The sequence below is a fragment of the Amycolatopsis sp. NBC_01480 genome (assembly GCF_036227205.1).
In the GTDB taxonomy this organism is placed as follows: Bacteria; Actinomycetota; Actinomycetes; order Mycobacteriales; family Pseudonocardiaceae; genus Amycolatopsis.
Genome location: NZ_CP109442.1, coordinates 2,716,399 through 2,740,955, shown reverse-complemented (window position 1 = coordinate 2,740,955; position 24,557 = coordinate 2,716,399). Strand labels below are relative to the sequence as shown.

Sequence of the window (24,557 nt, the reverse complement as noted above, 5' to 3'; positions counted from 1 at the left end):
GCCGCGACGCTGTGAGGGGGCCCATGCTCATCGCCGATCGTTACGAGGTCGACGAGCTGCCGCTGGGCCGCGGCGGGATGGGGGCCGTGCACCGCGGGCACGACCGGCGGCTCGGCCGGCGCGTCGCGATCAAGCTGCTTCGGCTGCCGGGGCGCGACGAAGAGCTTGAAGAACGCTTCGCGCGCGAAGCCCGGATCCTCGCGACGCTCGACCACGCGGGCGTCCCGGCGCTGTACGACTTCGGCACCCACGACGACCGGTTGTTCCAGGTCATGCAGTTCGTCGAAGGGGCGACGGTGGCCGACCTGCTGGCCGAGCACGGCCCGCTGCCGGTCCCGTGGGCGGCGGCGATCGCGCCCCAGGCCGCCGCCGTGCTGGTCGCGGCGCACACGCGTTCGGTGTGCCACCGCGACCTCAAACCGGCCAACCTCATGCTCTGTCCCGACGGCAGTGTCAAGGTGATGGATTTCGGTTTGGCTTCCATCGCTTCGGGGGGTCCAGGGGGGCTTGCCCCCCGGCCGGGGTCTGGGGCTTGGCCCCAGGAGGCAGCGGAAGCCGACGTCGCCCGCTTCACGCGCGCTGGACAGCTGCTGGGCACGCCGTCGTACATGGCGCCGGAGCAGATCCAGCGCGGGCTCGCGGAGCCGCGAAGCGACCTGTACGCGCTCGGCTGTGTGCTGCACGAAATGCTTACCGGCAAACAACTCTTCACCGGCCCCACCGCGTACGCGGTCTTCGACAAGCAGGTGAAAGACGCTCCGCCGGCCGTGCTCGGGGTGCCGCCCGCGTTGAACGCGGTGCTCGCCTCGACGCTGGCGAAGGACCCCGAGCAACGGCCGGCCGGCGCGGACGCGCTGTTCGCCCGCCTCACGCCGTTCGTCCGCGATCTGCCGCCGCTGCCCGGATTCCTCCACCCGGCGTCGGTGCCGAGCCCGGCCCGGATGTACGCGCGGATGGTCGGCCGGATGCCGTCCTAGACCGTCAGCCGTGCAGGCGGCGGCGCAGGAACGTGTGCCAGGCCTGCTCGAAGGACGCGGTCACGGCCGCCTTCGGGGTGAAGCGGTCCCAAGCGTGGAACGCGCCGGAGTAGACGTGCAGGTCGACCGGAACCCCGGCGGCGATCAGGCGCTGCGCGAAGTCGATGTCCTCGTCGCGGAAGACGTCGAACTGGGCGGCGGCGATGAAGGTGGGCGGCAGACCGGAAAGGTCGGTGGCGCGTCCCGGCGCGCAGTACGGGTGCAGGTCGGGCGAGCCGGCCCGCGCGCCGAGAACGGCGGCCCAGGCCAGCAGGTTCTGGTCGCGGTCCACCACGCCCAGGTCGACGATCTCGTGGCTCGACCGGGTTTCGTTGCGGTCGTCGAGCATCGGGTAGTTCAGGGCCAGCAGGCACGGCGCGGGGTCCTGGTGGTCCCGGGCCATCAGCGCGGCCGCGGCGGCGGGCGCGCCACCGCCGCTCGCCCCGGCGAGCCCGATCCGCTCGGGCACGACGCCGAGCTGCTCGGCGTGCTCGCGCACGTAGGTGTAGGCCAGGTAGCCGTCCTCGGCGGCGCCGGGAGCCTCGGTCTCCGGCGCGAGGCGGTAGTCGACGGCGGCGACCACGCAGTCGAGCGCCAGCGCGAGCGAGGCGTGGTACGGCGCGTCGTCGTGCGCGGTGCCGAGAACCTGGCCGCCGGCGTGGAACCAGAGCAGGGCGGGCCGCGGGCGGTCGTCACCGGCCGGGCGGAACAGCACGAGGTCGAGCGGCGACCCGTCGGCCCGCGCGACCGGCACGGTTTCGACGCTCACCCGCGGGTCGTCCAGCCCCGCCGTGCCGGCCTGGGCCGCGGCGGCGCGCAGCCGGGCGCGCAGGGCGGGCACGTCGGAGAAGTCGAGCAGCGGCCCGCCCGCCGCTTGGAGCATCGCCTCGAGCACCGGGGCCAGCTCGGGGTCGAGCGCGTAATCGGAGACTGCCATGGGTTTTCCCTTCGTCAGAACAGGTTGGGCTGGCCGCTGCCGGCGGTGATCCCGCCGTCGACCGGCAGGATCGCGCCGGTGATGAACCGCGCGTCCGCACTGGCCAGAAATGCGACGGCGGCGCCGATGTCGTCCGGGGTGGAGTAGCCGGGCAGGGCCCGGCGCGGGTTGAATTTCTCGACCATCTGCTCGAGCCCGGGATGGTCCCGGTGCTCCGGGCCGATGGTGAGCGACGGGGTGACGGCGTTGACGCGGATCCCGTGCGCGCCGAGGTCGAAGGCGAGCCCGCGGGTGAAGTTCACGACCGCGCCCTTCGCCGCGTTGTACGCGGTCAGCCGCCGGTCGCCGCCGAGCCCGGAGGCCGAGGCGATGTGGACGATGCTGCCGCGGCTCGCCTTGAGGTGCGGCAGCGCGGCCTGCGCGCCGAAGAAGCAGCTGTCCAGGTCGGTGCCCAGCACCAGCCGCCAGTCCTCGAGCGTGGTCTCCTCGAAGGGCTTGGCCAGGCCGAGGCCGGCGTTCGAGACCAGCACGTCGATCCCGCCGAACCGGTCCGCGCCCGCGCTGACCATCGCCTGCACGTCCTCCTGCCGGGAGACGTCCGTGCCGACGGCGAGGACCCGGTCCGGCCCGAGTTCGGCCGCGAGGTCGTCTAGCCGGTCCTTGCGCCGGGCCGCGATGACCAGGTTGGCGCCCTCCGCGGCGAAGCGCCGGGCGATGCCGACGCCGATGCCGGAGCTCGCCCCGGTGACGACGACCGTGCGCCCGTCGAATCGCTGTTCCATGTGTTCTCCTCAGCCGAGCAGTTTGCGTCAGCCGCTGACGCAAAGTTCCGTCAGTAACTGACACTAAGAGATGTCAGCTGCTGACGCAACCCCCGCCGTTCGTGCTAGCATCGACGGGTGCCACGAAGCGGAGAACCGGTCCGGCGGCGGCTGGAACTGGCCGCCGTCGAGCTGTTCCTCGAGCACGGCTACGAACAGACCACGGCCCAGCGCATCGCCACCCGCGCCGGCGTCACCGAGCGCACGTTCTTCCGGCATTTCGCCGACAAGCGCGAGGTGCTGTTCGGCGGCGAGGCCGAGCTTCGCGAGACGCTGACCAACGCGATCGCGGCGGTGCCGGAGGGCACGAAGCCGCTCCCGACGATCCAGGCCGCGTTCCACGCGAGCGTGCCGCTCTTCGAACGCAACCGATCGGTTTCCGAGCCCGGCGCGCGCCTGGTCGCCACGACCCCGGCGCTCCACGAACGCTCGCTGGCCAAGACCGCCTCGCTCGTCAACGCGATGGCCGAGGCCTTGCAGGCCCGCGGAACCGAGCAGCGGACCGCGCACCTGTGCGCGCAGATCGGGATGGACACCTTCCGGAGCGCCACGGCCCGGTGGCAGGCCGACGGGTCGATCAAGCTGGCCAAGCTGGTCGACCAGGCTTTTGCGGACCTGCGCGAGGTCGTCGACACGCTCGCCTGAGCGGCCCCCAAAACCGAAACACCGCGTGCGCCGGATTCGGCACACGCGGTGTTGAGGAGCCGGGGTCCGGCGACGGAATCGGCAGGGACTAGGCGCGGACGGCGCTCGGTTCCCGGTCGATCAGCGGCAGGCCGAGGCGCTGGATCCGGTAGTAGGTCAGGGCGTTCTGCACGCCGATGCTGACGCCGAGGGTGAGCATGATCGTCGACGACGTCAGCGTCCCGCTCACGCCCAGCGTACCGCCGAGGAAGCCGAAGCCGACGCGGACGGCGATCGTCGCGAGCCACAGCACCAGCGTGAGGGCCGAGCCCTTCTGGAACGTCGTGTTGCCGCTGCGGGTGAGCGTGGTGGTCGCGCTGCGCAGCGCCCCGAGGGCACCCAGCACGACGAGGTCGACGCCGAGCAGCGCCAGTTCGCCGGCGCCGGCCTGCGGCAGCGCCTGGACCGCGGTGAAGAAGCCGATGGCCACCAGGATCAACGGCATCAGCAGCAACGCCCTCCGGCTGAGCAGCGTGCCGCGCAGCTGGCGGTAGATCATGCGGTAGAAGACCAGCGCGGCGATCGCGACGTACAGCAGGACAGTGGCCGGGTTCATCAGGACTCCTCAGTTTTCGTGGTCCTTCAAGACTCGGCGAAACGGGCCCGGATCTCGTCGGCGCACGGGCGGGGCCCAGGTGGATCCGCGGCTCCATCCACGGGTGGACCCGTCACTCGGAAGGGTGGTCAGCTACCTGATCGTGACCTTCCGATCGCAACCGGCGGCGGGTGTAACCCGTCTTTCCCGGGTAGACAGGGTCGACCTGGAAAACATTCGTGGGGGTGCCGGATCGTGAAGAGGATTTTGGTGGGTGCGGTGGGGCTGGCCAGTGCGTTCGCGCTGGCCGCGTGTTCCGGCGGCTCGTCCGACGCGGGGTCCACGACCGGCGGCGGCGCGGTGGCCGCGGGGGCGAGCAGCAGCGCGCCGGCCACCACGACCCCGGCGCCGACCACGAGCAGTTCGACGCCGACGCCGTCGAGTACCCCCAAGGCCACGCCGACCCCGCCCAAGCCGGCGCCGCCCAAACCCAAGCCGAAGCCGCCGGTGACCACCGCCGCGGACGTGCCGTGCGCGAAGGCCGCGGCGGCCAGCGGCACCAGCGCCTGCGTCGACCTGTCCGCGCACCGCGCTTGGCTGCTCGAGGACGGCAACGTCGTCTACGGGCCGGTCTCGATGCTGCCCGGCCAGAAGGCCAACCCGACTCCGACGGGCACGTTCCACGTGCTGTCGAAGGAGAAGATGCACTACAGCCGGGAGTTCGACAACGCGAAGATGCCGAACTCGGTTTTCTTCTACCCGGGCGACGCCTTCCACACCGGCAGCCTGAAGGCGTACTCACACGGCTGCGTGCACCTCTCGGCGACGTCCTCGCTGAAATTCTTCAACACCCTGGCCGTCGGTGACGTCGTTCAGGTGGTGCCGTAAACCTACGCTTAGTGTCACGTTCGGGTAAATATCACCCGATCGTGGCAACGGTTGGCCTTCCCCAGGCGACAAGCGATCACTTGGGGAAGGGGGCCAATCGATGGCCTGGGCAAAGTTTCGTACGTTGTTGGTGGCCGCGATGACGGCCGTTGCGCTGGCGCCTGTGCTGGCCACGCCGGCCGTCGCCGCGGGGGCGCCGACGCTGCCACCGGGGTTCGTCCTGCGGGACATCCCGACGGGGCTGGCGGCCTACCAGTTCACCGACTTCGCCTGGCTGCCGGACGACAGCGTGCTGGCGCTCGGCAAGTCCGGCATCGTCAACTGGGTGCCGCCGAACGGCACCGGCACGCCGGTGCAGATCGCGACCTTCAACGTCGAATCGCAGGGCGACATCGGGCTCACCAGCATCGCGCTGGCCCCGGACTACGCCACCACGCACCACATCTACCTGAACCGCTCGGTCAGCACGGGCAACGGCGCCTACATCCAGCGCGCCGCCCGCTTCACCGTGACCCTCGACCAGGCCGGGCACCCGGCCGGGCTCGCCGAGGAGCAGGTGATCTTCGACGTGCCGGGCAGCCAGTGGTACATCCACGGCGTCGACACCGTGATCCCCGCGGCCGACGGCACGCTCTGGTACTCGATCGGCGACAACGGCGACGCGGGCAAGACCAACGAGGTCGCCTTCGCCGCGCAGGACCTGGACTCGCCGTACGGCAAGATCCTGCACCTCACCGCGGACGGCAAGGCGGTGCCCGGGAACCCGTACTACAACGCCGCCGCGCCGGATTCCGTGCGCTCCAAGGTGTTCGCGAGCGGCTTCCGCAACCCGTTCCGCTTCACGCTCGACCCGAAGAGCGGCCTGCCGGTGGTCGGCGACGTCGGCTGGTACACCTGGGAAGAGGTCGACGTCGTGCAGCCCGGGGCTAACCTGGCGTGGCCGTGCTGGGAGGGCAACCACCCGACGCCCGGCTACTCGGTCGACGCGCGGTGCGCGTCGGTGGTGAACACCCCGCCGCTGTGGGAGCACCAGCACGGCACCGGGCCGGCGCAGGGCAACAGCGTCACCGGCGGGATTGTCTACAGTGGAACGACGTATCCGGCGGCGTACCAGGGCGCGTACTTCTTCGGCGACTACGCCGGCCAGAAGATGTGGACCCTGAAGTACGACGCGCAGGGCAAGCTCACGCAGTCGCCGCAGAACCCGCCGCCGTTCTCGAACATCGGCGGGGTCACGCGCATCTCCTCGGCCCCCAACGGCGACATCGTGTTCAGCGACCTCAACTCGGGCCTGCTGCGGAGGCTGAGCTACTCGACGAACAACTCCGCGCCGGTCGCGGTGGCGACCTCGTCGACCGACCCGGACACCCGCACCGTCACCTTCGACGGCAGCGGCTCGTACGACTTCGACAGCGACCCGATCAGCTACGCCTGGGACTTCGGCGACGGCACCACGGGGACCGGCGTGAAGGCGAGCCACCAGTACGCCGCGGGCACGCAGTTCACCGCGACCCTCACCGTCCAGGACCCGTTGGGCGCCAAGGGAACCACCACCGTCGCGGTCGCGCCGGGCAACCACTCGCCGACGGTCACGCTGACGCCTCCGGGCCAGGCGGACTTCGCCGTCGGCGAGCCCATCTCGCTCTCCGCGACGGCCACCGACACCGAGGACGGCGCCCTGCCCGTCACGTGGACATCGCTGATCCGGCACTGCCCGGACCTCGGCGCCTGCCACGTGCATCCGGGCGACGGCGCGACCGGGCCGTCGCTGACCGTGCCGTTCACCGACCACACCGACTCGCGCATGGAGTTCACCGCGACGGTGACCGACAGCGCGGGTGTACAGGCGAGCAGTACGTACGTCGCGTTGCCGCGGCAGCACCGGCTCACGCTCGTGAGCACGCAGCCGGCCGCGTTGAGCATCCCGAGCGAGGGCGGTGTCAGCACCGCGATGGTCGCCGAGGGCGCGAAGTTCGACGTGACCGCTTCAACCCTGGGCAGCGACGGCGCGTCGAAGTTCGCCGGCTGGCAGGGCGGTCCGACGACGACGTCGTGGTCGATCACCGTCGGCACCACTGACCAGACGCTGACCGCGAACTACGTGTCCGCGATCGACCAGCGGTACGCCGCCGAGCCCGCGTTGCGCACATCGCTCGGGGCCGCTACCGGGCCTGAGGTCGTCGACGGGCTCGTGCACCTGCGGCCGTACGCGAACGGCCGGCTCTACTGGTCGGCGCAGACCGGCGTGCACGAGGTCGGCGGCCAGATCCTCGCCGATTACCTGGCGACCGGCGGGCACCAGAAGTTCGGGCCGCCGCTCATCGACGAGACGGCGACGCCGGACGGAGTGGGGCGCTACAACCACTTCGCCGGCGGCAGCTCGATCTATTGGACGTCCTCGACCGGGGCGCACCAGATCGGCGGCGCGATCCGGCAGAAGTGGGCGGACTTCGGCTACGAACGGGGCCTCGGCTACCCGATCACCGACGAGACCGTGGCTCCCGACGGCGTCGGGCGGTTCAACCACTTCAGCGGTGGCAGCTCGATCTACTGGACGCCGTCGACCGGCGCGCACCAGATCGGCGGCGAGATCAAGCGGAAGTGGGCCGCGTTCGGCTACGAGCGCGGGATGGGCTACCCGACCACGGACGAGCTCGCGACTCCGGGCGGCGGAGCGCGGTACAACCACTTCACCAAGAACGGCTCGATCTACTGGAGCTCGGCCACGGGCGCGCACAACGTGCAGGGCGAGATCCGGAACCGCTGGGCCGCGCTCGGCTGGGAGCGGTCATACCTGGGATTGCCGATCTCGGACGAGTACGCGATCTCCGGCGGCGGATTCCGCAGTGATTTCCAGGGCGGGTACATCGTGTACACGCTCGCCGGCGGGGCCGTCGACCGCCACTGGTGAAGACGCGCGGGCCGGGCTGAGGTTGCGGTGATGTTCGCCGCTTCCGCGAGGTCAACCTCCGCCCGGCCTGGCACGTCTCATTCCCCGTAAAGCAAAACCGAGCTTGCGGGGGTAGTCGTGCGGGTCAAGAAGATTCTGATCGGTCTGTCCACTGTGGCCGCTGCCGCGCTGATGAGCGCCTGCTCCGCGGCCGGTGCGACGACGGGGACCGCACTCCCCTCCACATTGGACATTCCGGTCACCTCGCCGGCCGCGCAGCCGGCGGACCGGAGCGCGCCGGCCGCTTCGGACGCGCCGGCCTCCGTCCCGGTCAAGGAGAAGCCGGTCGCGGAGAAGAAGGAGATGGCGCCGGGCGTCCCGTGCACCATCACCGCGAAGGCGTGTGTGGACCTTTCGAGCCACCAGGCCTGGCTGCTCGACAACGGCCAGATCACCTACGGCCCGGTGAAGACCATGCCCGGCAAGGCAGGCAGCACCACCCCGCTCGGCACGTGGAAGGTGCTGTCCAAGGAGAAGATGCACCTCAGCCGCGAGTTCGACAACGCGCCGATGCCGAACTCGGTGTTCTTCTACCCGGGCGTCGCGTTCCACGAGGGCTCGCTGAGCAAGTACTCGAACGGCTGCGTGCACCTTTCCCAGACCTCGTCGCTGAAGTTTTTTAACACGCTGGAGAAGGGCGACGAGGTTCAGGTCGTCAAGTAGAGGACTCGTGAGTGTTTATGACGGTTCTAACCGTCATGAACACTCACGAGCTTTTCAGTGCAGGTCGGCCGGCCGGGTGCCGGTGGCGGTCAGCGGCAGGCCGAGGGCCACCCGCTCGGTCAGCCACCCGCTCGGCCGGTAGCGCGGGTCCCCGGTGGACTCGGCGAGTCCGGTGAGGACGCGCAGCAGCTTGTCCGGGCCGACCAGGTCGCCCCACTCCAGCGGGCCGCGCGGGTAGCCGAGGCCGAGGCGGACGGCGGTGTCGATGTCCGCGGGCGCGGCGAGGCCCTGGTCGGCGATGTAGCAGGCGGTGTTGACGATCGAGGCCAGCAGCCGCTGGGCGATGGGCGCGGGCCCGTCACGCACGATGGTCACCGGCAGCCCGGTCCCGGCCAGTGCGCCCCACGCGGCGCGTCCCGCGGCCGGGTCCAGTCCGGGGTGGACGGACAGGGTGAAGCGGCGTTCGTACGCGCCGAGTGCGTCCACACCGCACACTCGGTCGGCGGGAAGACCCTCGCGCGCGGCAGCCTCCACAGTGGACTCACCGCGCAAGGTCAGCAGCAGCACGGCATCCGGGTAGGCGTCGGAGACGACCTGGACCCCGGCCGCGGCCAGCAGCCGACCCAATCGCTCGTCCGAAGTGAACACCGGGATGTCCGGCACCGGCGGCGCGGCGGGCTCCGCCGGGACCTCCTGTTTCCCGTCCACGTAACGGTAAAAGCCCTCGCCGTTCTTGCGGCCGAACAGCCCGGCCGCCACCCTCGGCCGCGTCAGCCACGAAGGCCGCAGCCGCGGCTCGGAGTGGAAGCCGCTCCAGATGCTCTCCAGCACGGCGTGCGAGACGTCCAGCCCGGTCAGGTCCAGCAGCTCGAACGGCCCCAGCTTCAGCCCCAGCACGTCCCGCGCGATGCGGTCGACGTCCGCCGGCTCGGCGAGCGATTCCGACAGGATCTGCAGCGCCTCGGTGTTCAGCCCGCGCCCGGCGTGGTTGACCAGGAAGCCCGGCGCGTCACGGGCCAGCACCGGTTCGTGACCCCAGCCGCGGACCAGCTCGAGCGCTTCGCCGGGCAGCCACGCGTGCGTGCGCACTCCCGGCACGACCTCGACCAGCCGCATCAGCGGGACCGGGTTGAAGAAGTGCAGCCCGATCATCCGCGCCGGCTCGGCCAGTCCGGCCGCGATCTCGGTGACGGACAGGGAACTGGTGTTGGTGGCGAACACCGTCTCCGGCGCGCAGACCCGCTCCAGTTCGGCGAACAGGGCGCGCTTGGTCTCGAGGTCTTCGCGGACGGCTTCGATCACCAGGTCCACGCCTTCGGCGGGGGCGGCCGGCGCGTCCACGGGCACCAGCCGGTCCTTGGCGGCACTGGCTTGCTCGGCGGTCAGCTTGCCCTTCGACTCGAGCCGGTCGAGCATCCCGCTGACGTACTCGATCGCCGCCTGCACGGCGTCGGCCCGGACGTCCGCCAGCTCGACGGTGACCCCGCCGGTCGCGGCCAGCTGGACGATGCCGCGCCCCATCACCCCGGTCCCGATCACCCGGATCCTGCCGACCCGCCCGGCCCATCCCGTCACGTCGAACCCGCCTTCCCGCGCTGCTGATCCGACCGGAAGTAGGCGGATACGGTCCGCAGCCGATCTGCTTGCAAGGACCCGTTTCCGCCGTGACTGTAGTCGGATTAGCAGCGAACAGCACAGTTACGTTCCCGGCGAACGTACCCGGTTTTCCTCAGAGCCCCACGAAGTCGGCCATCTGACCGATCAAGTGCTCGAAGTAGGCGTCAGCCGGGCTGACGCTGCCGACGTAGTGGCCGAACAGCTCGAAACTGATCGCGCCGAAGAGCAGCGTCCACGCGGCCACCAGCCGGGTCCCGGTCTCCGCCGACAGGTCCACGCCCAGTCCCGTGCCCAGCGTCTCCGCCTGTTTCCGCAGCGCCGCGGGCATCGGGGAGGTGACCGCGGGCTCGTGCGGCTCGGCGTCGGCCAGCACGGCGACCAGCGCCAGCGCGACGCGGCTCGCGGGCGCCACGGTGTCCGGCGGCGCCTGGTAACCGGGGACCGGTGAGCCGTAGATCAACGTGTACTCGTGCGGGTGTGCTTTAGCCCACGTGCGCGTCGCCTGCCAGATCGAACGCCAGCGCGCGCGGTGCTCGCCGTGGCCGGGGTCGGCGGACTCGGCAGCTTCGCCAACGGCGTTGTACGCGTCGATGATCAGATCGGTCAGCAGCCGGTCGCGGCTCGGGAAATATCGGTACAGCGCCGAGGAAACCATGCCCAGCTCCCGTGCGACGGCACGGAGCGACAGCCCGTGCGGGCCGACCTCGCCCAGCTGCCGGCGGGCCTCGTCCTTGATCTCCTGGGTCAGCTCGGCACGGGCCCGTTCACGGGCGTTGCGGATGGCGGCCATGGTCCACAGTGTGCCAGGACGAGATCGATGCACCAAATAGAGAGCACTGCTCTTGACTCAGCCGACGAGCCGGTGTTCACTGATCTCAACCGAGAGCACTGCTCTCACCAACTGAGGGAGTCCCCGATGACCGCGACCCGTTACCTCGAACCCGGACTGGCGACCCGGATGTCCAACAAGCTGGTGCAGCAGCTGACCAAGCTCGGTGTCAGCGTCTGGGGCAGCCGCGTGCTGATGGTCCGCGGCCGCAAGAGCGGCGAGGTCCGCGAGGTGCCGGTGAACCTGCTGCCGTTCGAGGGCAAGCAGTTCCTGGTCGCGCCGCGCGGGGAGACGCAGTGGGTGCGCAACCTGCGGGTGGCCGGCGAGGGGCAGCTGCGGGTCGGGAACCGGGTGCAGGCGTTCACCTACCGCGAGCTGCCCGACGACGAGAAGCCCGCCGTGCTGCGCCCGTACCTGAAGCGTTGGAAGTTCGAGGTCGGCGTCTTCTTCGACGGCGTGGACGCCGACGCGCCCGAGGCGAAGCTGCGTGACATCGCCCCGGGCTACCCGGTGTTCGAGATCCTGCCGGCCTGAATCAGTCGGTCTTCTTCCTGGCCGAGCGCCGGGTGGTGGCCGCGACCACGACCACGCCGGCCAGGAACGAGGCCAGCCCGATCAGGAACCACAGCTTCTGGCCCGTCATGAAGCTGCCGGTGACGACGCCGGCGCCCTGCAGCACCCACACGGCGCCCACCAGCAGCAGGACCACCCCGACGGCGAGTGAGATCCAGCGGGCCATGGGTCAGCTCGTCTTCTTCGGCGACCGTCGCGCGCCGGCCACGAGGAGCACGATCCCCACGACCGCCGCGACCAAGCCGATCAGGAACCACAGCTTCTGCCCGGACATGCCGCTGCCGGTGATCACGTTGGAGCCCTGCAGCGTCCACAGAACGCCGATCAGCAGCAGGATCACCCCGGCGACGAGCGAAATCCAGCGTTGCGCCTTCATCGGTGCCTCATTTCAGGTTCGGGCGGGTCACGAGGTCGTTCTGGTACGCGTAGACGACGGCGTGCACGCGGTCGCGCAGGCCGAGCTTCGCGAGCACGCGGGAGACGTGCGTCTTCACAGTCTCCTCCCCGACGTGGAGCCGGTGGGCGATCTCCGCGTTGCTGCAAGCGTCCGCGATGAGCAGGAGCACCTCGCGCTCCCGTGAGGTCAGCCGCGTCAGCTCCGGCGGCTCGGCGGCGCGGGGTTCGAGGCTGGTGGCGAAGTGCTCGACGAGCCGGCGCGTCACCGAAGGGTCGATCAGCGCGTCACCCCTGGCCGCGACGCGCATCGCGGCGACCAGCTCCTCCGGCGAGAGGCTCTTCAGCAGGAAGCCGCTCGCCCCGGCGCGAAGGGCGCGGTAGACGTACTCGTCGGCGTCGTAGGTGGTCAGGACGAGCACGCGGGTGTCGTTGCCGGGCGCGCTGAGGATCGCTTCGGTGGCGGCTAGCCCGTCGAGGCGCGGCATGCGGACGTCGAGGACTGTGACGTCCGGGCGCAGGCGCTGGGTTTCGGCGACGGCTTCGCGCCCGTCGGCGGCCTCGCCCACACACTCGAAGTCCGGCTGGGTGTCCAGCAGGGCCCGCATGCCGGAGCGGAACATCGCGTGGTCGTCGGCGAGCAGGACGCGGATCACGGTGCCTCCCTTCGCCTTGTGAGTGGCAATGACGGTTCTAACCGGCATGAACACTCACGAGCTTGTGCTGTCATGCCACCTCCAGCGGAAAACTCGCCCGGACGCGCCAGCGCGGCCCCTCGGGCAGCTGGCCGTATTCCACTTTGCCGCCGAACAGCGTCACGCGCTGCCGGATCCCGGCGAGCCCGCGGTGGGCGCCTTCGCGGTCCGGTCGGGCCGCGCTCACCTTGTTGGTGACGGCCAGGACGATCTCGGTGCGCCGCCGGTCCAGCTCGATCTCGACCGGCCCGGTGCCGTGGCGCAGCGCGTTGGTCAGTGCTTCCTGCGCGATCCGGTACAGCGCGACGTCGAGCGAGCCGGGGATTTCGCGGACGTCGCCGTGGACGGTCAGGTGCACGGGCAGGCCGGCTTCGCGGACGGTGCCGAGCAGCTCGTCGAGGTTGTCGAGGCCGGGCTGGCCCGCTTCGTCGTCGCGGGCGTGCAGGAGGTCGAGCAGACGTCGCAGGTCGGCCATCGCGGAGCGGCTGGCGGATTCGACGGCCCCGAGCGACTGCCGGACGGCGGCGTCACCCTCGCCGTCCGCGGGAATGTTGTTGGCAGGTAAGCCTTTTGCGGGCAGGCTGAGCCGCGCGGCGCCGGCGTGGACGCCGATGGCGCTGACGTGATGGGAGATCACGTCGTGCAGGTCGCGCGCGATCGTCTCGCGCTCTTCGAGCACGGCGCGGCGCACGGCGTCTGCTTCGTGCCGCTGTCGTTGCTCCGTGGCGCGCTCGAGGTCTGCGATGTACGCGCGCCGCGCCGTCGTGTACCGCCCGACGAGCCACGGCAGCAACCCGGTGACGCCCATGCTGATGAGGATCAGCGCGGGCGCGGCCCCACGCCCGCCGCCGATCCACTCACTGCTGCCGATGCCGATGACCGTCGCGGCGAGCGCGAGCACCGCGGGCCCCGTCCGCAGCCACGCGCCGGCCCGGTACCCGGCGATGAGCAGGCCCGCGTTGTTGCCGATGACGTACCCGGTGCACGGGCAGAGCAGGATCGGCCCGCTCGCGAAGACGATCGCGTGCGCGAGCGCCACCCACCCCGAATGCCGCGCCGCCCCGGCCAACGCGAGGTCGGCGGCGACCCCGGCCAGCAGCACGGCCCACGCTTGCCACCCGGCCACCCCCAGCGGGCCGCGGATGATGAACAACGAGGCGTCGCAAACGAGACAAACCATGGCAACCAGCAGCGATTGCCGCGCCAGTGACCCGCTGATGTCCCGCACGCCGCCAACTTACTGCGAGCGGGCGGTCGCGTTGGGTTTTCGGGGCAAAGAACCGGGAACACGAAAACGGCGGTGGCACGACGAGGGGGAACGTCGCGCCACCGCCGGTGGGAGCCGGGTCAGCTGCCGTAGCGGCGGCGGCCCTGGCCCGGCTGGCCGTTCTGGCCCTGGCCGCCGGGGCCGGCGCCGGGCTGGAGGGTGGTCGCCTCGCCGAGGGTGGTGGCGGTGGCGGTGGTGCCGTTGACCTTGGCGACGACGGTGACGTTGTCGCCTGTATTGACGTTGCCGGTCTTCTGCGTGGACGAGTCGATGGTGTACGTCTGCTTGTAGCCGTCCTTGCTGGTCAGCGTCACGGAGGTGGCGCTGAGCGCGGAGACGTCGCCGGTCTGCAGGCGTTCGGTCACGTAGCCGCCCGTCGGGTCGGCGACCACGAAGTCGCCGTGCAGGGCGTCGCGCAAAGCCGCCGCGCCGCCGCCGAAGCCGCCCGCGCGGCCGCCGAAGCCGCCGGTTCCGCCAGGCCCGCCGGTGCCGCCCGGGCCGCCGAAGCCCTGCTGGGCCGACGCGTTGTTGGAGCTGGTGCCCGCCCAGATCGCCAGGCCGCCGCCGACGGCGATCACCACCGCGACGCCCGCGGCGATCGCGGTCTTGCGCCCGGACCAGGCCTTCTTCTCGGGGGGAACGGGGGGAACGGCGGCGCCCGGGGTACCGGGAGCGGCGCCCCAGGTGGGGCCCTGTGCTGGGTCAGTGGGCTCGGTCGTCATGGTTCCTCCGGTGGTACGGACTTGTCCGCTCCGAGGTTCGGCGCCGTCGCTGTGCGGGAGCTGTGTTCGTCGTGGGTGGGCCCTGTGGAGATGGCCAGGCCATGCGCTCCGGGGTGAATTCGCACAGGAAACGCACAGGCACGCCACAGCTCGCCCTGACGGAAGCGCCCGAGGATGTCACCATGAGCGGTATGAACGCCACGTCGCAGGGCCGGGGAAAGGCCGATCTGCGTCGCGCCGACGGCAGTCCCGTCCGAGTGCTGGTGGTCGACGACGAGTCGACCCTGGCCGAACTCGTCTCGATGGCGCTGCGCATGGAGGGCTGGGAGGTCCGCAGCGCGGGCGACGGCACTGAAGCCGTCCGCGTCGCGCGCGATTTCCGGCCCGATGCCGTGGTGCTCGACGTGATGCTGCCCGACTTCGACGGCCTCGAAGTGCTGCGCCGCATGCGTGCGGAGGCGCCGTACCTGCCGGTCCTGTTCCTCACCGCCAAGGACGCCGTCGAGGACCGCATCGCCGGGCTCACCGCGGGCGGCGACGACTACGTCACCAAGCCGTTCAGCCTCGAAGAGGTCGCGCTCCGGCTGCGCGCGCTGCTGCGCCGGGCCAGCGGGGTGACCGGCGCGAGCGGCTCCCAGCTCGTGGTCGGCGACCTGACGCTGGACGAGGACAGCCGCGAGGTGCACCGCGGCGGCGACCTGGTGCCGCTCACCGCGACCGAGTTCGAGCTGCTGCGCTACCTGATGCGCAACCCCAAGCGGGTGCTGTCGAAGGCGCAGATCCTCGACCGCGTCTGGAGCTACGACTTCGGCGGCCAGGCCAACATCGTCGAGCTGTACATCTCGTACCTGCGGAAGAAGATCGACGCCGACCGCGAGCCGATGATCCACACGATGCGCGGCGCGGGGTATGTACTCAAGCCCGCCGGCTGAGCCCGCCGGGCCGCGGCCGGGGCGTGAGCGAAGGCCGTGGTCGCTGCGCCGGCGGCTGATCGTGCAGCTCGCCGCGCTGCTCGCGCTGGTGTGCCTGGTGGTCGGCGTGGTCACCGAGCTGGCGTTGAACGAATTCCTGGTCAGCCAGGTCGACAAGCGGCTCGCGGCGACCAGCGAGCGCGGCTCCCACCGCGGCGGCGGGCTGCCGCCGTGGAACTACGGCGACAAGCCCCCGCCGGACCCGTTGCGCGTGCTCGGCCAGGTCGACGGCACGCTGGCGGTCCAGGTGCACAAAAACGGCGTGGTCAACGCCAAGGTGCTGAACTTCGAGGCGAGCCCGCCCGCGCGGGACAAGCCGCCGCTGCAGGACGTCACGCCGCAGCAGCAGTCGATGCTGCTCGCCCTGCCGGCCGACGGCCAGCGGCGCACCGTCGACCTCGGCGGGGCGCTCGGCGATTACCGCGTGGTGTCGTCGTTCTCCCCGGCCGGCGAGTTCACCGTGGTCGGGTTGCCGCTCGTGGACGTGAGGGACACGTTGTGGCGCTTGGGTTTCATCTTCGGCGGGGTGGCGCTCGGCGGGCTGCTCGTCGCGGGTTTCGTCGGCGCGGTCACGATCCGGCGCACGATGGCGCCGCTGGACCGGCTGGCCGCCACCGCGTCCCGCGTCTCGGAGCTGAAGCTCGACCGCGGCGAGGTGGCGCTTTCGGAGCGGGTGGACGAGGTGGACACCGACCCGCACACGGAGGTCGGCAAGGTCGGCTTCGCGCTCAACCGGATGCTCGGCCACATCTCGAACGCCCTCTCGGCGCGGCAGGCCAGCGAGAGCCGGGTCCGCCAGTTCGTCGCCGACGCCAGCCACGAGCTGCGGACGCCGCTGGCCGCCATCCGCGGTTACGCCGAGCTGACCCGGCGCAGCGGCGAGCAGGTGCCGCCGGACGTCGCGTTCGCGATGGGCCGCGTCGAGTCCGAGTCGGCGCGGATGACCACGCTGGTGGAGGACCTGCTGCTGCTGGCGCGGCTCGACTCGGGCCGCGCGCGGGTGCACGAGCGGGTGGACCTCTCGCGCCTGGTGGCCGACGCCGTCGCGGACTCGCACGTCGCGGGCCCGGACCACAAGTGGCTGCTCGAAGCGCCGGGCGAGCCGCTGAGCGTGCTCGGCGACGACGACCAGCTGCACCAGGTCGTGCTGAACCTGCTGGGCAACGCCCGCAACCACACCCCGCCCGGCACCACCGTGACCACTACACTGTCCACACAGGACGGTTGGGTCACGCTGTCCATCCTCGACGACGGCCCCGGCATCCCGCCGGAGATCCTGCCGGAGGTCTTCGAGCGCTTCGCGCGGGGCGACAACTCCCGTTCCCGGGCGGCCGGCAGCACCGGGCTGGGGCTGGCCATCGTCGCCGCCGTGGTGGGCGCCCACCGCGGCCGTGTGATGGTGACGAGCCGGCCGGGGCGTACTGAGTTCACCGCGATTTTCCCACAGGTATTGTGATTGCTTACGCGCGGTGTGTCCGTTAAGGACTGATTGCGGGTGACCCGGCCGACACCCGTCCGTGGACATTTCACAGCTCGCGCACAGCAGGCGCACATCTACGGCACACACGGCGCCGAAAGCATCGGGCCCATGTCGAGTGCCGTTGTCACGCCCGTGAGCACCACCGTGGACGAGGCCCCGCCGGCCGAGCGGCCGCGGTGGGTCCGTCCCGCCGTCGCGCTGCTGCTGGCCGCGACTGCCGCGCTGTACCTGATCAACGTGGCGATTTCGGGCTGGGGCAACAGTTTCTATGCGATGGCGGTACAGGCCGGCACCGAGAGCTGGAAGGCCTGGTTCTTCGGCTCGCTGGATCCGGGCAACATCGTCACCGTCGACAAACCGCCTTTTTCGCTGTGGATTATGGGTCTTTCCGGCCGGATCTTCGGGTTCACCAGCTGGAGCATGCTGGTGCCGGACGCGCTCGCGGGCGTCGCTTCGGTCGGGCTGCTGTACCTGGCGGTGCGGCGGCTTTCCGGGCCCGGCGCCGGGCTGCTGGCCGGGTCCGCGCTCGCGCTGACGCCGGTGGCCGCGTTGATGTTCCGCTTCAACAACCCGGACGCGTTCCTTGTGCTGCTCATGGTCGCCGGCGCGTACTGCTTGGTCCGCGCGCTGGAGAAGGCGGGCACGGGCTGGCTGCTGCTCGCCGGCGTCGCGATCGGCTTCGGGTTCCTGGACAAGATGCTGCAGGCGTTCCTGGTGCTGCCCGCGTTTGTGCTCGCGTACCTGGTGGCCGCGCCGACCTCGCTCGGGCGCCGGATCTGGCAGCTGTTCGCGGCGGCGGGCGCGGTGCTGGTGTCCGCGGGCTGGTGGGTGGCCGCGGTGGCGGCGTGGCCCGCGAGCGACCGGCCGTACATCAGCGGTTCGACCGACAACAGCGTGCTGCAGCTGGCTTTCGGTTACAACGGGCTCGGCCGGATCTTCGGCCAGGGTCACGGTGGTGGTGGGGCTCGCGGTGGTGCCCGTCCGGAATTGCCTGCGGGGCTGGATTTTCCGGGCGGTGCTCGTGGCGGCTTCGGTGGCTTCGGCGGTCAGACCGGCTTGACCAGGCTGTTCACCCAGCAGTTCGGCGGCGAGGCGTCCTGGCTGCTGCCCGCCGCGCTGATCGGGCTGGTCGCGGGGCTGTGGTTCACCCGCCGCGCGCCGCGCACGGACCGGACGCGCGCCGCGCTGCTGCTGTGGGGCGGTTGGACGGTGGTGACCGTGGTGGTGCTGAGTTACATGAGCGGCATCATCCACCCGTACTACACGGTGGCACTCGTGCCGGGCATCGCGGCGACGCTGGGCGTCACGGTCCGTGAGCTGTGGCGCGGACGAGCGCACGTGTCGTCGCGCGCGGTGCTCGCGCTGATGCTCGCCGCTTCGGTGGTCTGGGGCTTCGTCCTGCTCGGCCGCGCGCCGGAGTGGCAACCGTGGCTGCGTTACACGGCCTTGGTGCTCGGCGCTCTCGGCGTGGTCGCGCTGCTCTTCGGCCTGGAGCGGCTGCGTCGGATCGCGCCCGTCGTCGGCGCGCTCGGGCTGGTGGCGGCTCTGCTCGGCACCGCCACTTCGACGATCGCGACGGCGGCCACCGCGCACACCGGCGGCCAGCCGTCTTCGTCGCCGTCCAGTGGCCGCGGTGGGATGCGCGGCTTCGGCGGCGCCACTCAGTCCAATGTGGAGCTCGACCGGCTCTTGCAGGCCACCAAGAACAAGTGGGCCGCCGCGCAGACCGGCGCGATGCAGTCCGCCGGCCTGGCGCTGGGCAGCGGCAAACCGGTGATGGCCATCGGCGGCTTCAGCGGCAGCGACCCGGCGCCGACGCTCAAGCAGTTCCAGCAGTACGTCGGTGCGGGCGAGGTGCACTACTTCGTCGCGGGCGGCCGCGGTTTTGGTGGCAGCCGGGGGACTTCCGGACAGATCACCACGTGGGTGGAGCAGAACTTCCCGTCGGAGACGGTGGGTGGGACGACTGTTTACGACCTCACGAAGGGAAAGTGACGGTCGTGTTCGCTCCACAAAGGATCAGACACGGCAGCTCGGCGTCGACGCGCCCAGCGAGCCAGGCCGCGAACGGGACCGCCGCGGCAGGCTCGACGACCAGGCGGAACTCGGCCCACAGCCGGTCGCGGGCGGCGAGCAGTTCGGCGTCGCTGACCAGTACGGACGTCACGGCGGGCGAGTTCAGGAGCCGGAACGGCAGCTGACCCACCCGCGTCGCGCCGAGGGCGGAGGACGCGACGGAGTCGAGCTTCACGTCCACCGGCTCACCCGCCGCCAGCGCGGCGTTCAGGGCGCAGCAGCGCTCCGGCTCCACCGCGAACACGCGCCGTCCACCGGCCGCGAGCGTGGTGCCGGACGCGAGCCCGCCACCGCCGACGGCCACCACCACGGCGTCGACCTCGGGGCTGTCCTCGACGATCTCGGCGGTCACCGTGCCCTGCCCGGCGATCACGTCCGGGTCGTCGTACGCGTGCAGGTAACGGCTGCCGGGCTCCTCGGCGACGGCCAGTGCGGCGGCGGCCGCCTCGGCGTAGGTCGCGCCGTGACGGACCAGCTTGACGCCCGTCGCCTCGATGCCGGCGGCTTTCGCCTCGGGCACTGACTCGGGCACGTAGACGATCGCGGGCACGCCGAGGGCCTGCGCGGCAGTGGCGACACCGAGGCCGTGGTTCCCGCCGGACGCCGTGACCACCCGCGCCGGTGCCGGGCCGGCCAGCAGCGCGTTCACCGCGCCGCGAAGCTTGAACGAACCGCTCCGCTGCAGGTGCTCCAGCTTCAGGACCACGGGGCGGCCGTCGATTTCGGCCCGGAGCTGCGGGGTGCGCCGCACGTGCGGTCGGATGCGCGCGAGGGCGGCGTCGACGTCAGCCGGGACGGGGAGGCGCGGCGAGGCGGTCATGACGTCCATTGTGGCTCGTTTTCGCGCCGGTGCGGGCGGCCACCGGCGGGTCCCGATCACCCGCTACACTGGTCCACGGACCCCGCGCGGCGTCCACCCTGTGAACCTCCCCAGGGCCGGAAGGCAGCAAGGATAAGCAGGCTCTGACGGGTGCGCGGGGTCCCCTTTCGTTTCAAAAGACGCCGAGCACGTCCTCGGGCGGGTTCGGCGAAGCCATCGGTGCCGCGTCGTACACCGGTTCGGCCTTTCCCCGCAGCGCCCGCAGGTCACCGTCGTGCACGCAGCGCGCGGGGTAGGCCGACGACGCGGCCCGGCGCGTCAGCTCCGCCGTCGGCAGCTCGTTCGCCGAAGCGGCCAGCACCAGGTTCCCGAAACGGCGCCCGCGCAGCACCCCCGGCTCGGCCAGCAGCACGACGTGCGGGAACACCTCGGCGAGCGTCGCCAGGAACCGGCGCGCGAACGGCAGGCCCGGCCCGTCGGTGATGTTGGCGAGCATCGTGCCGGTGGGCTTGAGGACCCGGCGGACGTCGGCGATGAACTCCACCGTGGCCAGCCCGCCCGCGAGCGTCGCGCGTTCGAAGGCGTCGACCACGATCAGGTCCGCCGACGCGTCGTGCCGGCTGCGCACGCCTTCGCGGCCGCCCTCGATGCGCACCCGCAGCTTGGGCACGCTGCGCAGGTCCAGCTGCTCGCGCACCAGCTCGATCAGCGGCGCGTCGGCGTCGAACACCAGCTGCCGCGACCCGGGCCGCTTCGTCGCGACGTACCGGGGCAGCGTGCACCCGGCCCCGCCGACGTGCAGCGCGTCGAGGGGCCCGGCGGGCAGGCAGTCGACGATGTCGCCGAGCCGCCGGACGTAGTCGAACTCGAGGTTGGCCGGATCGTCGAGGTCGACGTAGGACTGCGCCACGCCGTCGACCGAGATCAGCCAGGCGTTCGGCCGGTCGGCGTCCCGCAGCAGTTCCGCGGTCCCGAACCGCACCGGGTAGCGCCCCGGCTTGGGCCCGTCCTGGGCGCGGCCGCGGGCCGAACGGGCGTGGCTCACCGGTGATTCCTCTCTTCGAGGGGCAGTTGGTCGACTCGTCGGGGGTCGGTTGGCCGGGTCGGAGTCTGTCCGGGCTTCGGATCCGTCGGGGGCGTCGCAGTTAGGCCCGGCGCAGTCACCCCCGCCATGGACGTCCCCCGCCACACCTCGGGGGGCTGCCCCAGTCCCATTCTACCGGCGCCCCCCGACCGGATCAGGTGCGCGAAGAGGTTGTCCACAGGGCGGCGGGGTTGTGGACAAGTCCGGTGGAGGCGGGGGCGAAGTGGAGTCGTCGGCAGCCTGGCCGGCTGGATCGGTCAGGCGCGCAGGCCAGCCGGGCAGGCCAGCCGGGGGCAGGGTGTGGGCGACCGTTCCGACCACGCTGACCAGCCGCGTTTCGAGGGGCCGGCCGGGGCGGGGACCCGGCACCGGCGAGGTTGTCGGGGGGTGCCGGTAGTCTCGCTGCGTGGCTCTCGCGCTGTACCGAAAGTACCGTCCGGCGACCTTCGCCGAGGTTGTCGGCCAGGAGCATGTGACCGAACCGCTGCGGACCGCGCTGGCGGCGGGCCGCATCAACCACGCGTACCTGTTCTCGGGGCCGCGCGGCTGCGGCAAGACCTCCAGCGCGCGCATCATGGCGCGCTCGCTGAACTGCGTGGAGGGGCCGACCCCGGACCCGTGCGGCAAGTGCAACTCCTGCCGCGCGCTGGCGCCCGAAGGCCCGGGCAGCGTGGACGTCACGGAGCTGGACGCCGCGAGCCACGGTGGTGTCGACGACGCCCGCGAGCTGCGCGACAAAGCGTTCTACGCACCCGCCGAGTCCCGCTACCGCGTGTTCATCATCGACGAGGCGCACATGGTCACCACGCAGGGCTTCAACGCCCTGCTGAAGATCGTGGAAGAGCCGCCGGAACACCTGATCTTCATCTTCGCCACGACCGAGCCGGACAAGGTGCTCACCACCATCCGCTCGCGCACGCACCACTACCCGTTCCGGCTCATCCCGCCGGGTGCGATGCGTGCGCTGCTGGAGCGCAACGTCGCCGCCGAGGGCGCCCAGGTCGAGCCGGCCGTGTACCCGCTGGTGATCCGCGCGGGCGGCGGCTCGGCGCGTGACACGCAGTCGGTGCTCGACCAGCTGCTCGCCGGCGCCGGGCCCGAGGGCGTCACGTATCCGCGCGCGGTCTCGCTGCTGGGCGTCACCGACGTCGCGCTGATCGACGACATGGTCGACGCCCTCTCGGCCGAGGACGCCGCCACGGTGTTCGGCACGGTCGAGCGCCTCGCCGACGCCGGCCACGACCCGCGCCGCTTCGCCACCGACCTGCTCGACAGGCTGCGAGACCTCGTCATGCTGCGCTCCGTGCCCGAGGCGGGCGAACGCGGATTGGTTGCGGCGCCGGAAGAAGAACTGAACCGGATGAGCGCGCAGGCCGAGCGCATCGGCCTCGGCACGCTGTCCCGCTACGCCGACATCGTCCACAGTGGACTCTTGGAGATGCGCGGCGCGACGTCGCCCCGGCTCGTGCTGGAACTGCTGTGCGCGCGGATGCTGCTGCCCTCGGTCACGGACGGCGAAAAGGCGCTGCTGGCCCGCATCGAACGCCTGGAACGCCGCGCGACGGTCAGTGGCGGTGGTGGCGCCGCCGGTGTCGAGCCGCCCGTCAGCGGGGCGGCGGCGCCCGCGTACCAACGGCCTTCGCAACGTCCGGCTGGGGCGGATCGCTCGGAAGCCGCTCCGGCACGTCCGGAAGCCGCGCCCGCTGAGGCTGCTCCCGCTCGCGCCGAGGCTGCACCTGTTCGCCCTGACGCTGCACCGGTTCGTGCAGAGGCTGCGCCCGCTCGTCCTGACGTCGCCCCGGCCCGGTCGGAAACTGCGCCTGCCGCCGAGGCTGCGCCTGCCCGTCAGGAGGTAACCGCACCAGCACCTTCGGAGCCGGCGCCGACTGAACCGGCCGTTGAAGCGCCGCCTGCTTCCTCGGGAGGAATCGACGCCGCGGCGATCCGGAATGTGTGGCCACAGCTGTTGACGTCCCTGCGGAAGTTCGCCGGCGGACGCAGCCTCGAGGCCATGCTCACGCAGGCGACGGTCGTCGGGGTCGAGGGTTCGGCGGTGACGTTGACGCACAAGTCCGAGCCGCTCGCCCGCCGCCTCGGCGACCAGGACAACACGCGCAAGATCGCGGGCGCCCTGACCGACGTGCTGGGCGGCGAGTGGCAGGTCCGCTGCGTCCACGGCGCGGTGCCCGCCGCGGCCGCCCCCCACGCCGCGACGCCCGCCCAACCGGCCGCGACGGCCCCGGAACGCTCATTCACCCGACGTTCGGCCGCCGCCCCCGCCACTCCTGCTGCTGATGCTCCGGCCGCTCCGGCAGAACGTCCGGCCGTGGAACGTCCGCCCGCCGCGGAACCGACCCGCCCGACGCCCGCGCCCGAGCCCCCGTCCCGCCCGAAGGTGGCCACGAGCGAGCCGGACATCCCGCTCCCGCCCGAGCCGTCGGACGAGGACGACGACGACATCTACTCCGAGGACGCGAGCCCCGCCCCGCCTCCGCCGCCCATCCCAGCGGACCAGGACCCGGACGAGATCGCCCGCAAACTGCTCTCCGACCACCTCGGCGCCCGCCCCCTGGACTGAAAGCTCGTGAGTGTTCGTGACGGTTCTAACCGTCATGAACACTCACGAGTCACCCCAGATAAGCCTCGATACCAGCAGCGATCGCGGCGGCGTACTGGGCGCGACCAGGGGCCGAGGACATCTGCGCTGCCTCCGCGGCGTTGCGCATGTTGCCGCATTCCACGAGAACCGCCGGGCGGGTCGAGAGGTTGAGGCCGGCCAGGTCGGAGCGGGGGGACAGGCCTGCGGTGCCGATGTAGGTCGAGGTGGTGAAGCCGTCGGAGCGGAGGCCGTCGCGGAGGGCTCGGGCCAAGGTTGTCGACGGGGCGCCCTGGGCGGCGTTCAGCGGTGGTGACGAGTACGCCACGTGGAAGCCGTGCGCGCCTGCCGACGTCGATCCGTCCGCGTGGATGGAGACGACCGCGTCGGCGTTCGCGGCGTTGCCGATTTCGGCGCGGCGGTCGACGCACGGGCCGACGCCGGAATCGTCGGATCGGGTGTAGATGACCTTGATCCCTTTGGCGGACAAGGCTTTCCCGACCTGGTTGGCCACATCGAAGTTGAACGCGTGCTCGGTGTAACCGGCGTTCGTCGACGTGCCGGTGGTGTTGCACGGCTTCATCTCGCCGCGCCCGGCCGGGACGCTCTGGTTGATCTCCTTCGGGTGCGAGCCGTTCCCGCCGTTGTGCCCGGGGTCCAGCACCACGACCTTCCCCGCGGCCGGAGACGGAGCCGGTGACAGCACCGACGAAGGCACCGAAGGCGGCACCGAGGGCGCCGAAGACGGCACAGAAGAAGACGGCGAAGCAGCAGCAGAAGTGGCAACCGTCGAGGTGGAAGGCGCCGCCGTGCCACCGCCGTTGTCGCAGCCCGCGAGCAGGAAGACGCCGGCCAGCAGCAGGAGAGGGTTCACGCGCACGCCGACCACGGTGCCACAGCACCCCCGCCAGATCGCGCCGCGGCGCGCCACAGCCCGCCG

At 71.5% G+C, this 24,557-nt stretch carries 23 protein-coding genes and 1 other RNA gene; 11 read left to right on the top strand and 13 right to left on the bottom strand.

What is annotated here, in order from left to right; genetic code table 11:
- Positions 1–23: 23 nt before the first annotated feature.
- Entirely contained in the window at positions 24–977 is a 954-nt protein-coding gene (locus OG371_RS13015) for a serine/threonine-protein kinase (RefSeq protein WP_329068900.1), read from the top strand.
- Positions 978–981: 4 nt separating this feature from the next.
- Here the strand turns inward: OG371_RS13015 and OG371_RS13010 are convergent, their stop codons facing one another.
- Together OG371_RS13010 and OG371_RS13005 are read right to left on the bottom strand one after the other, a co-directional pair.
- Complete coding sequence (locus OG371_RS13010) at positions 982–1,953, bottom strand: alpha/beta hydrolase fold domain-containing protein (RefSeq protein WP_329068898.1); 972 nt, start codon at positions 1,951–1,953, stop codon at positions 982–984.
- 14 nt (positions 1,954–1,967) lie between these two features.
- Positions 1,968–2,735 (bottom strand): SDR family NAD(P)-dependent oxidoreductase, encoded by a 768-nt coding sequence (locus OG371_RS13005; RefSeq protein ID WP_329068896.1) that lies wholly within the window; start codon positions 2,733–2,735, stop codon positions 1,968–1,970.
- 117 nt (positions 2,736–2,852) lie between these two features.
- On the opposite strand from OG371_RS13005, the gene OG371_RS13000 reads away from it, so the two are divergent.
- Positions 2,853–3,419, top strand: coding sequence for a TetR/AcrR family transcriptional regulator (locus OG371_RS13000; RefSeq protein ID WP_329068893.1), 567 nt, complete (start codon positions 2,853–2,855; stop codon positions 3,417–3,419).
- Between the two features lie 88 nt (positions 3,420–3,507).
- Here OG371_RS13000 and OG371_RS12995 read toward each other — a convergent pair whose 3' ends face one another.
- The gene (locus tag OG371_RS12995; RefSeq protein ID WP_329068892.1) at positions 3,508–4,014 is read right to left on the bottom strand and encodes a hypothetical protein; all 507 of its coding nucleotides are present in this window, start codon (positions 4,012–4,014) and stop codon (positions 3,508–3,510) included.
- Positions 4,015–4,248: 234 nt separating this feature from the next.
- Between OG371_RS12995 and OG371_RS12990 the strand changes: the two genes are divergently transcribed.
- The 3 genes from OG371_RS12990 to OG371_RS12980 all read left to right on the top strand — a co-directional run bounded on the left by OG371_RS12990 (position 4,249) and on the right by OG371_RS12980 (position 8,494).
- A complete protein-coding gene (locus tag OG371_RS12990) occupies positions 4,249–4,881 on the top strand; it encodes a L,D-transpeptidase (protein WP_329068890.1) in 633 nt (210 codons plus the stop codon).
- Positions 4,882–5,020: 139 nt separating this feature from the next.
- Positions 5,021–7,792 (top strand): PQQ-dependent sugar dehydrogenase, encoded by a 2,772-nt coding sequence (locus tag OG371_RS12985; RefSeq protein WP_329068888.1) that lies wholly within the window; start codon positions 5,021–5,023, stop codon positions 7,790–7,792.
- A 117-nt stretch (positions 7,793–7,909) separates the two neighbouring features.
- Positions 7,910–8,494, top strand: coding sequence for a L,D-transpeptidase (locus tag OG371_RS12980; RefSeq protein WP_329068886.1), 585 nt, complete (start codon positions 7,910–7,912; stop codon positions 8,492–8,494).
- A 54-nt stretch (positions 8,495–8,548) separates the two neighbouring features.
- Here OG371_RS12980 and OG371_RS12975 read toward each other — a convergent pair whose 3' ends face one another.
- Together OG371_RS12975 and OG371_RS12970 are read right to left on the bottom strand one after the other, a co-directional pair.
- Positions 8,549–10,069, bottom strand: a complete 1,521-nt coding sequence (locus tag OG371_RS12975; RefSeq protein ID WP_329068884.1) for a 3-hydroxyacyl-CoA dehydrogenase — start codon at positions 10,067–10,069, stop codon at positions 8,549–8,551.
- 154 nt (positions 10,070–10,223) lie between these two features.
- Positions 10,224–10,901, bottom strand: coding sequence for a TetR/AcrR family transcriptional regulator (locus tag OG371_RS12970; protein WP_329068882.1), 678 nt, complete (start codon positions 10,899–10,901; stop codon positions 10,224–10,226).
- A gap of 126 nt (positions 10,902–11,027) precedes the next feature.
- Here OG371_RS12970 and OG371_RS12965 point away from each other — a divergent pair, with 126 nt between their 5' ends.
- Positions 11,028–11,474 carry a nitroreductase family deazaflavin-dependent oxidoreductase gene (locus OG371_RS12965; protein ID WP_329068881.1) on the top strand — a complete coding sequence of 149 codons (447 nt, stop codon included), beginning with the start codon at positions 11,028–11,030 and terminating at the stop codon, positions 11,472–11,474.
- 1 nt (position 11,475) lies between these two features.
- On the opposite strand, the gene OG371_RS12960 is transcribed toward OG371_RS12965, so the two are convergent.
- The 5 genes from OG371_RS12960 to OG371_RS12940 form a co-directional block, all read right to left on the bottom strand.
- A complete protein-coding gene (locus OG371_RS12960) occupies positions 11,476–11,679 on the bottom strand; it encodes a hypothetical protein (protein ID WP_329068879.1) in 204 nt (67 codons plus the stop codon).
- A 3-nt stretch (positions 11,680–11,682) separates the two neighbouring features.
- A complete protein-coding gene (locus OG371_RS12955; protein WP_329068877.1) occupies positions 11,683–11,889 on the bottom strand; it encodes a hypothetical protein in 207 nt (68 codons plus the stop codon).
- Positions 11,890–11,896: 7 nt separating this feature from the next.
- Positions 11,897–12,562, bottom strand: a complete 666-nt coding sequence (locus OG371_RS12950; RefSeq protein ID WP_329068875.1) for a response regulator transcription factor — start codon at positions 12,560–12,562, stop codon at positions 11,897–11,899.
- Between the two features lie 70 nt (positions 12,563–12,632).
- Positions 12,633–13,781: a sensor histidine kinase gene (locus tag OG371_RS12945; protein ID WP_329068873.1), complete on the bottom strand. Its 1,149-nt coding sequence runs from the start codon at positions 13,779–13,781 to the stop codon at positions 12,633–12,635.
- A 167-nt stretch (positions 13,782–13,948) separates the two neighbouring features.
- Positions 13,949–14,590, bottom strand: a complete 642-nt coding sequence (locus OG371_RS12940) for a hypothetical protein (protein ID WP_329068871.1) — start codon at positions 14,588–14,590, stop codon at positions 13,949–13,951.
- Positions 14,591–14,772: 182 nt separating this feature from the next.
- On the opposite strand from OG371_RS12940, the gene OG371_RS12935 reads away from it, so the two are divergent.
- From OG371_RS12935 to OG371_RS12925, 3 genes are all read left to right on the top strand, one after another.
- Positions 14,773–15,522: a response regulator transcription factor gene (locus OG371_RS12935; protein ID WP_091627115.1), complete on the top strand. Its 750-nt coding sequence runs from the start codon at positions 14,773–14,775 to the stop codon at positions 15,520–15,522.
- On the top strand, positions 15,500–17,017 hold the full coding sequence (locus OG371_RS12930) for a sensor histidine kinase (protein WP_329068869.1): 1,518 nt from the start codon (positions 15,500–15,502) through the stop codon (positions 17,015–17,017). The genes OG371_RS12935 and OG371_RS12930 overlap by 23 nt, the downstream gene beginning before the upstream one ends.
- A gap of 132 nt (positions 17,018–17,149) precedes the next feature.
- On the top strand, positions 17,150–19,036 hold the full coding sequence (locus tag OG371_RS12925) for an ArnT family glycosyltransferase (RefSeq protein WP_329068867.1): 1,887 nt from the start codon (positions 17,150–17,152) through the stop codon (positions 19,034–19,036).
- On the opposite strand, the gene OG371_RS12920 is transcribed toward OG371_RS12925, so the two are convergent.
- Complete coding sequence (locus OG371_RS12920) at positions 19,020–19,937, bottom strand: serine/threonine dehydratase (RefSeq protein WP_329068865.1); 918 nt, start codon at positions 19,935–19,937, stop codon at positions 19,020–19,022. The two genes, OG371_RS12925 and OG371_RS12920, sit on opposite strands and share 17 nt — an antisense overlap.
- A gap of 74 nt (positions 19,938–20,011) precedes the next feature.
- Between OG371_RS12920 and ffs the strand changes: the two genes are divergently transcribed.
- An RNA gene (gene ffs, locus OG371_RS12915) (signal recognition particle sRNA small type) lies at positions 20,012–20,106 on the top strand.
- 3 nt (positions 20,107–20,109) lie between these two features.
- On the opposite strand, the gene OG371_RS12910 is transcribed toward ffs, so the two are convergent.
- Positions 20,110–20,982 carry a spermidine synthase gene (locus OG371_RS12910; protein ID WP_329068863.1) on the bottom strand — a complete coding sequence of 291 codons (873 nt, stop codon included), beginning with the start codon at positions 20,980–20,982 and terminating at the stop codon, positions 20,110–20,112.
- A gap of 445 nt (positions 20,983–21,427) precedes the next feature.
- Between OG371_RS12910 and OG371_RS12905 the strand changes: the two genes are divergently transcribed.
- Positions 21,428–23,599 (top strand): DNA polymerase III subunit gamma and tau, encoded by a 2,172-nt coding sequence (locus OG371_RS12905; protein ID WP_329068861.1) that lies wholly within the window; start codon positions 21,428–21,430, stop codon positions 23,597–23,599.
- A 49-nt stretch (positions 23,600–23,648) separates the two neighbouring features.
- Here the strand turns inward: OG371_RS12905 and OG371_RS12900 are convergent, their stop codons facing one another.
- Positions 23,649–24,506 carry an N-acetylmuramoyl-L-alanine amidase gene (locus OG371_RS12900; RefSeq protein WP_442876108.1) on the bottom strand — a complete coding sequence of 286 codons (858 nt, stop codon included), beginning with the start codon at positions 24,504–24,506 and terminating at the stop codon, positions 23,649–23,651.
- Positions 24,507–24,557 lie beyond the last annotated feature (51 nt).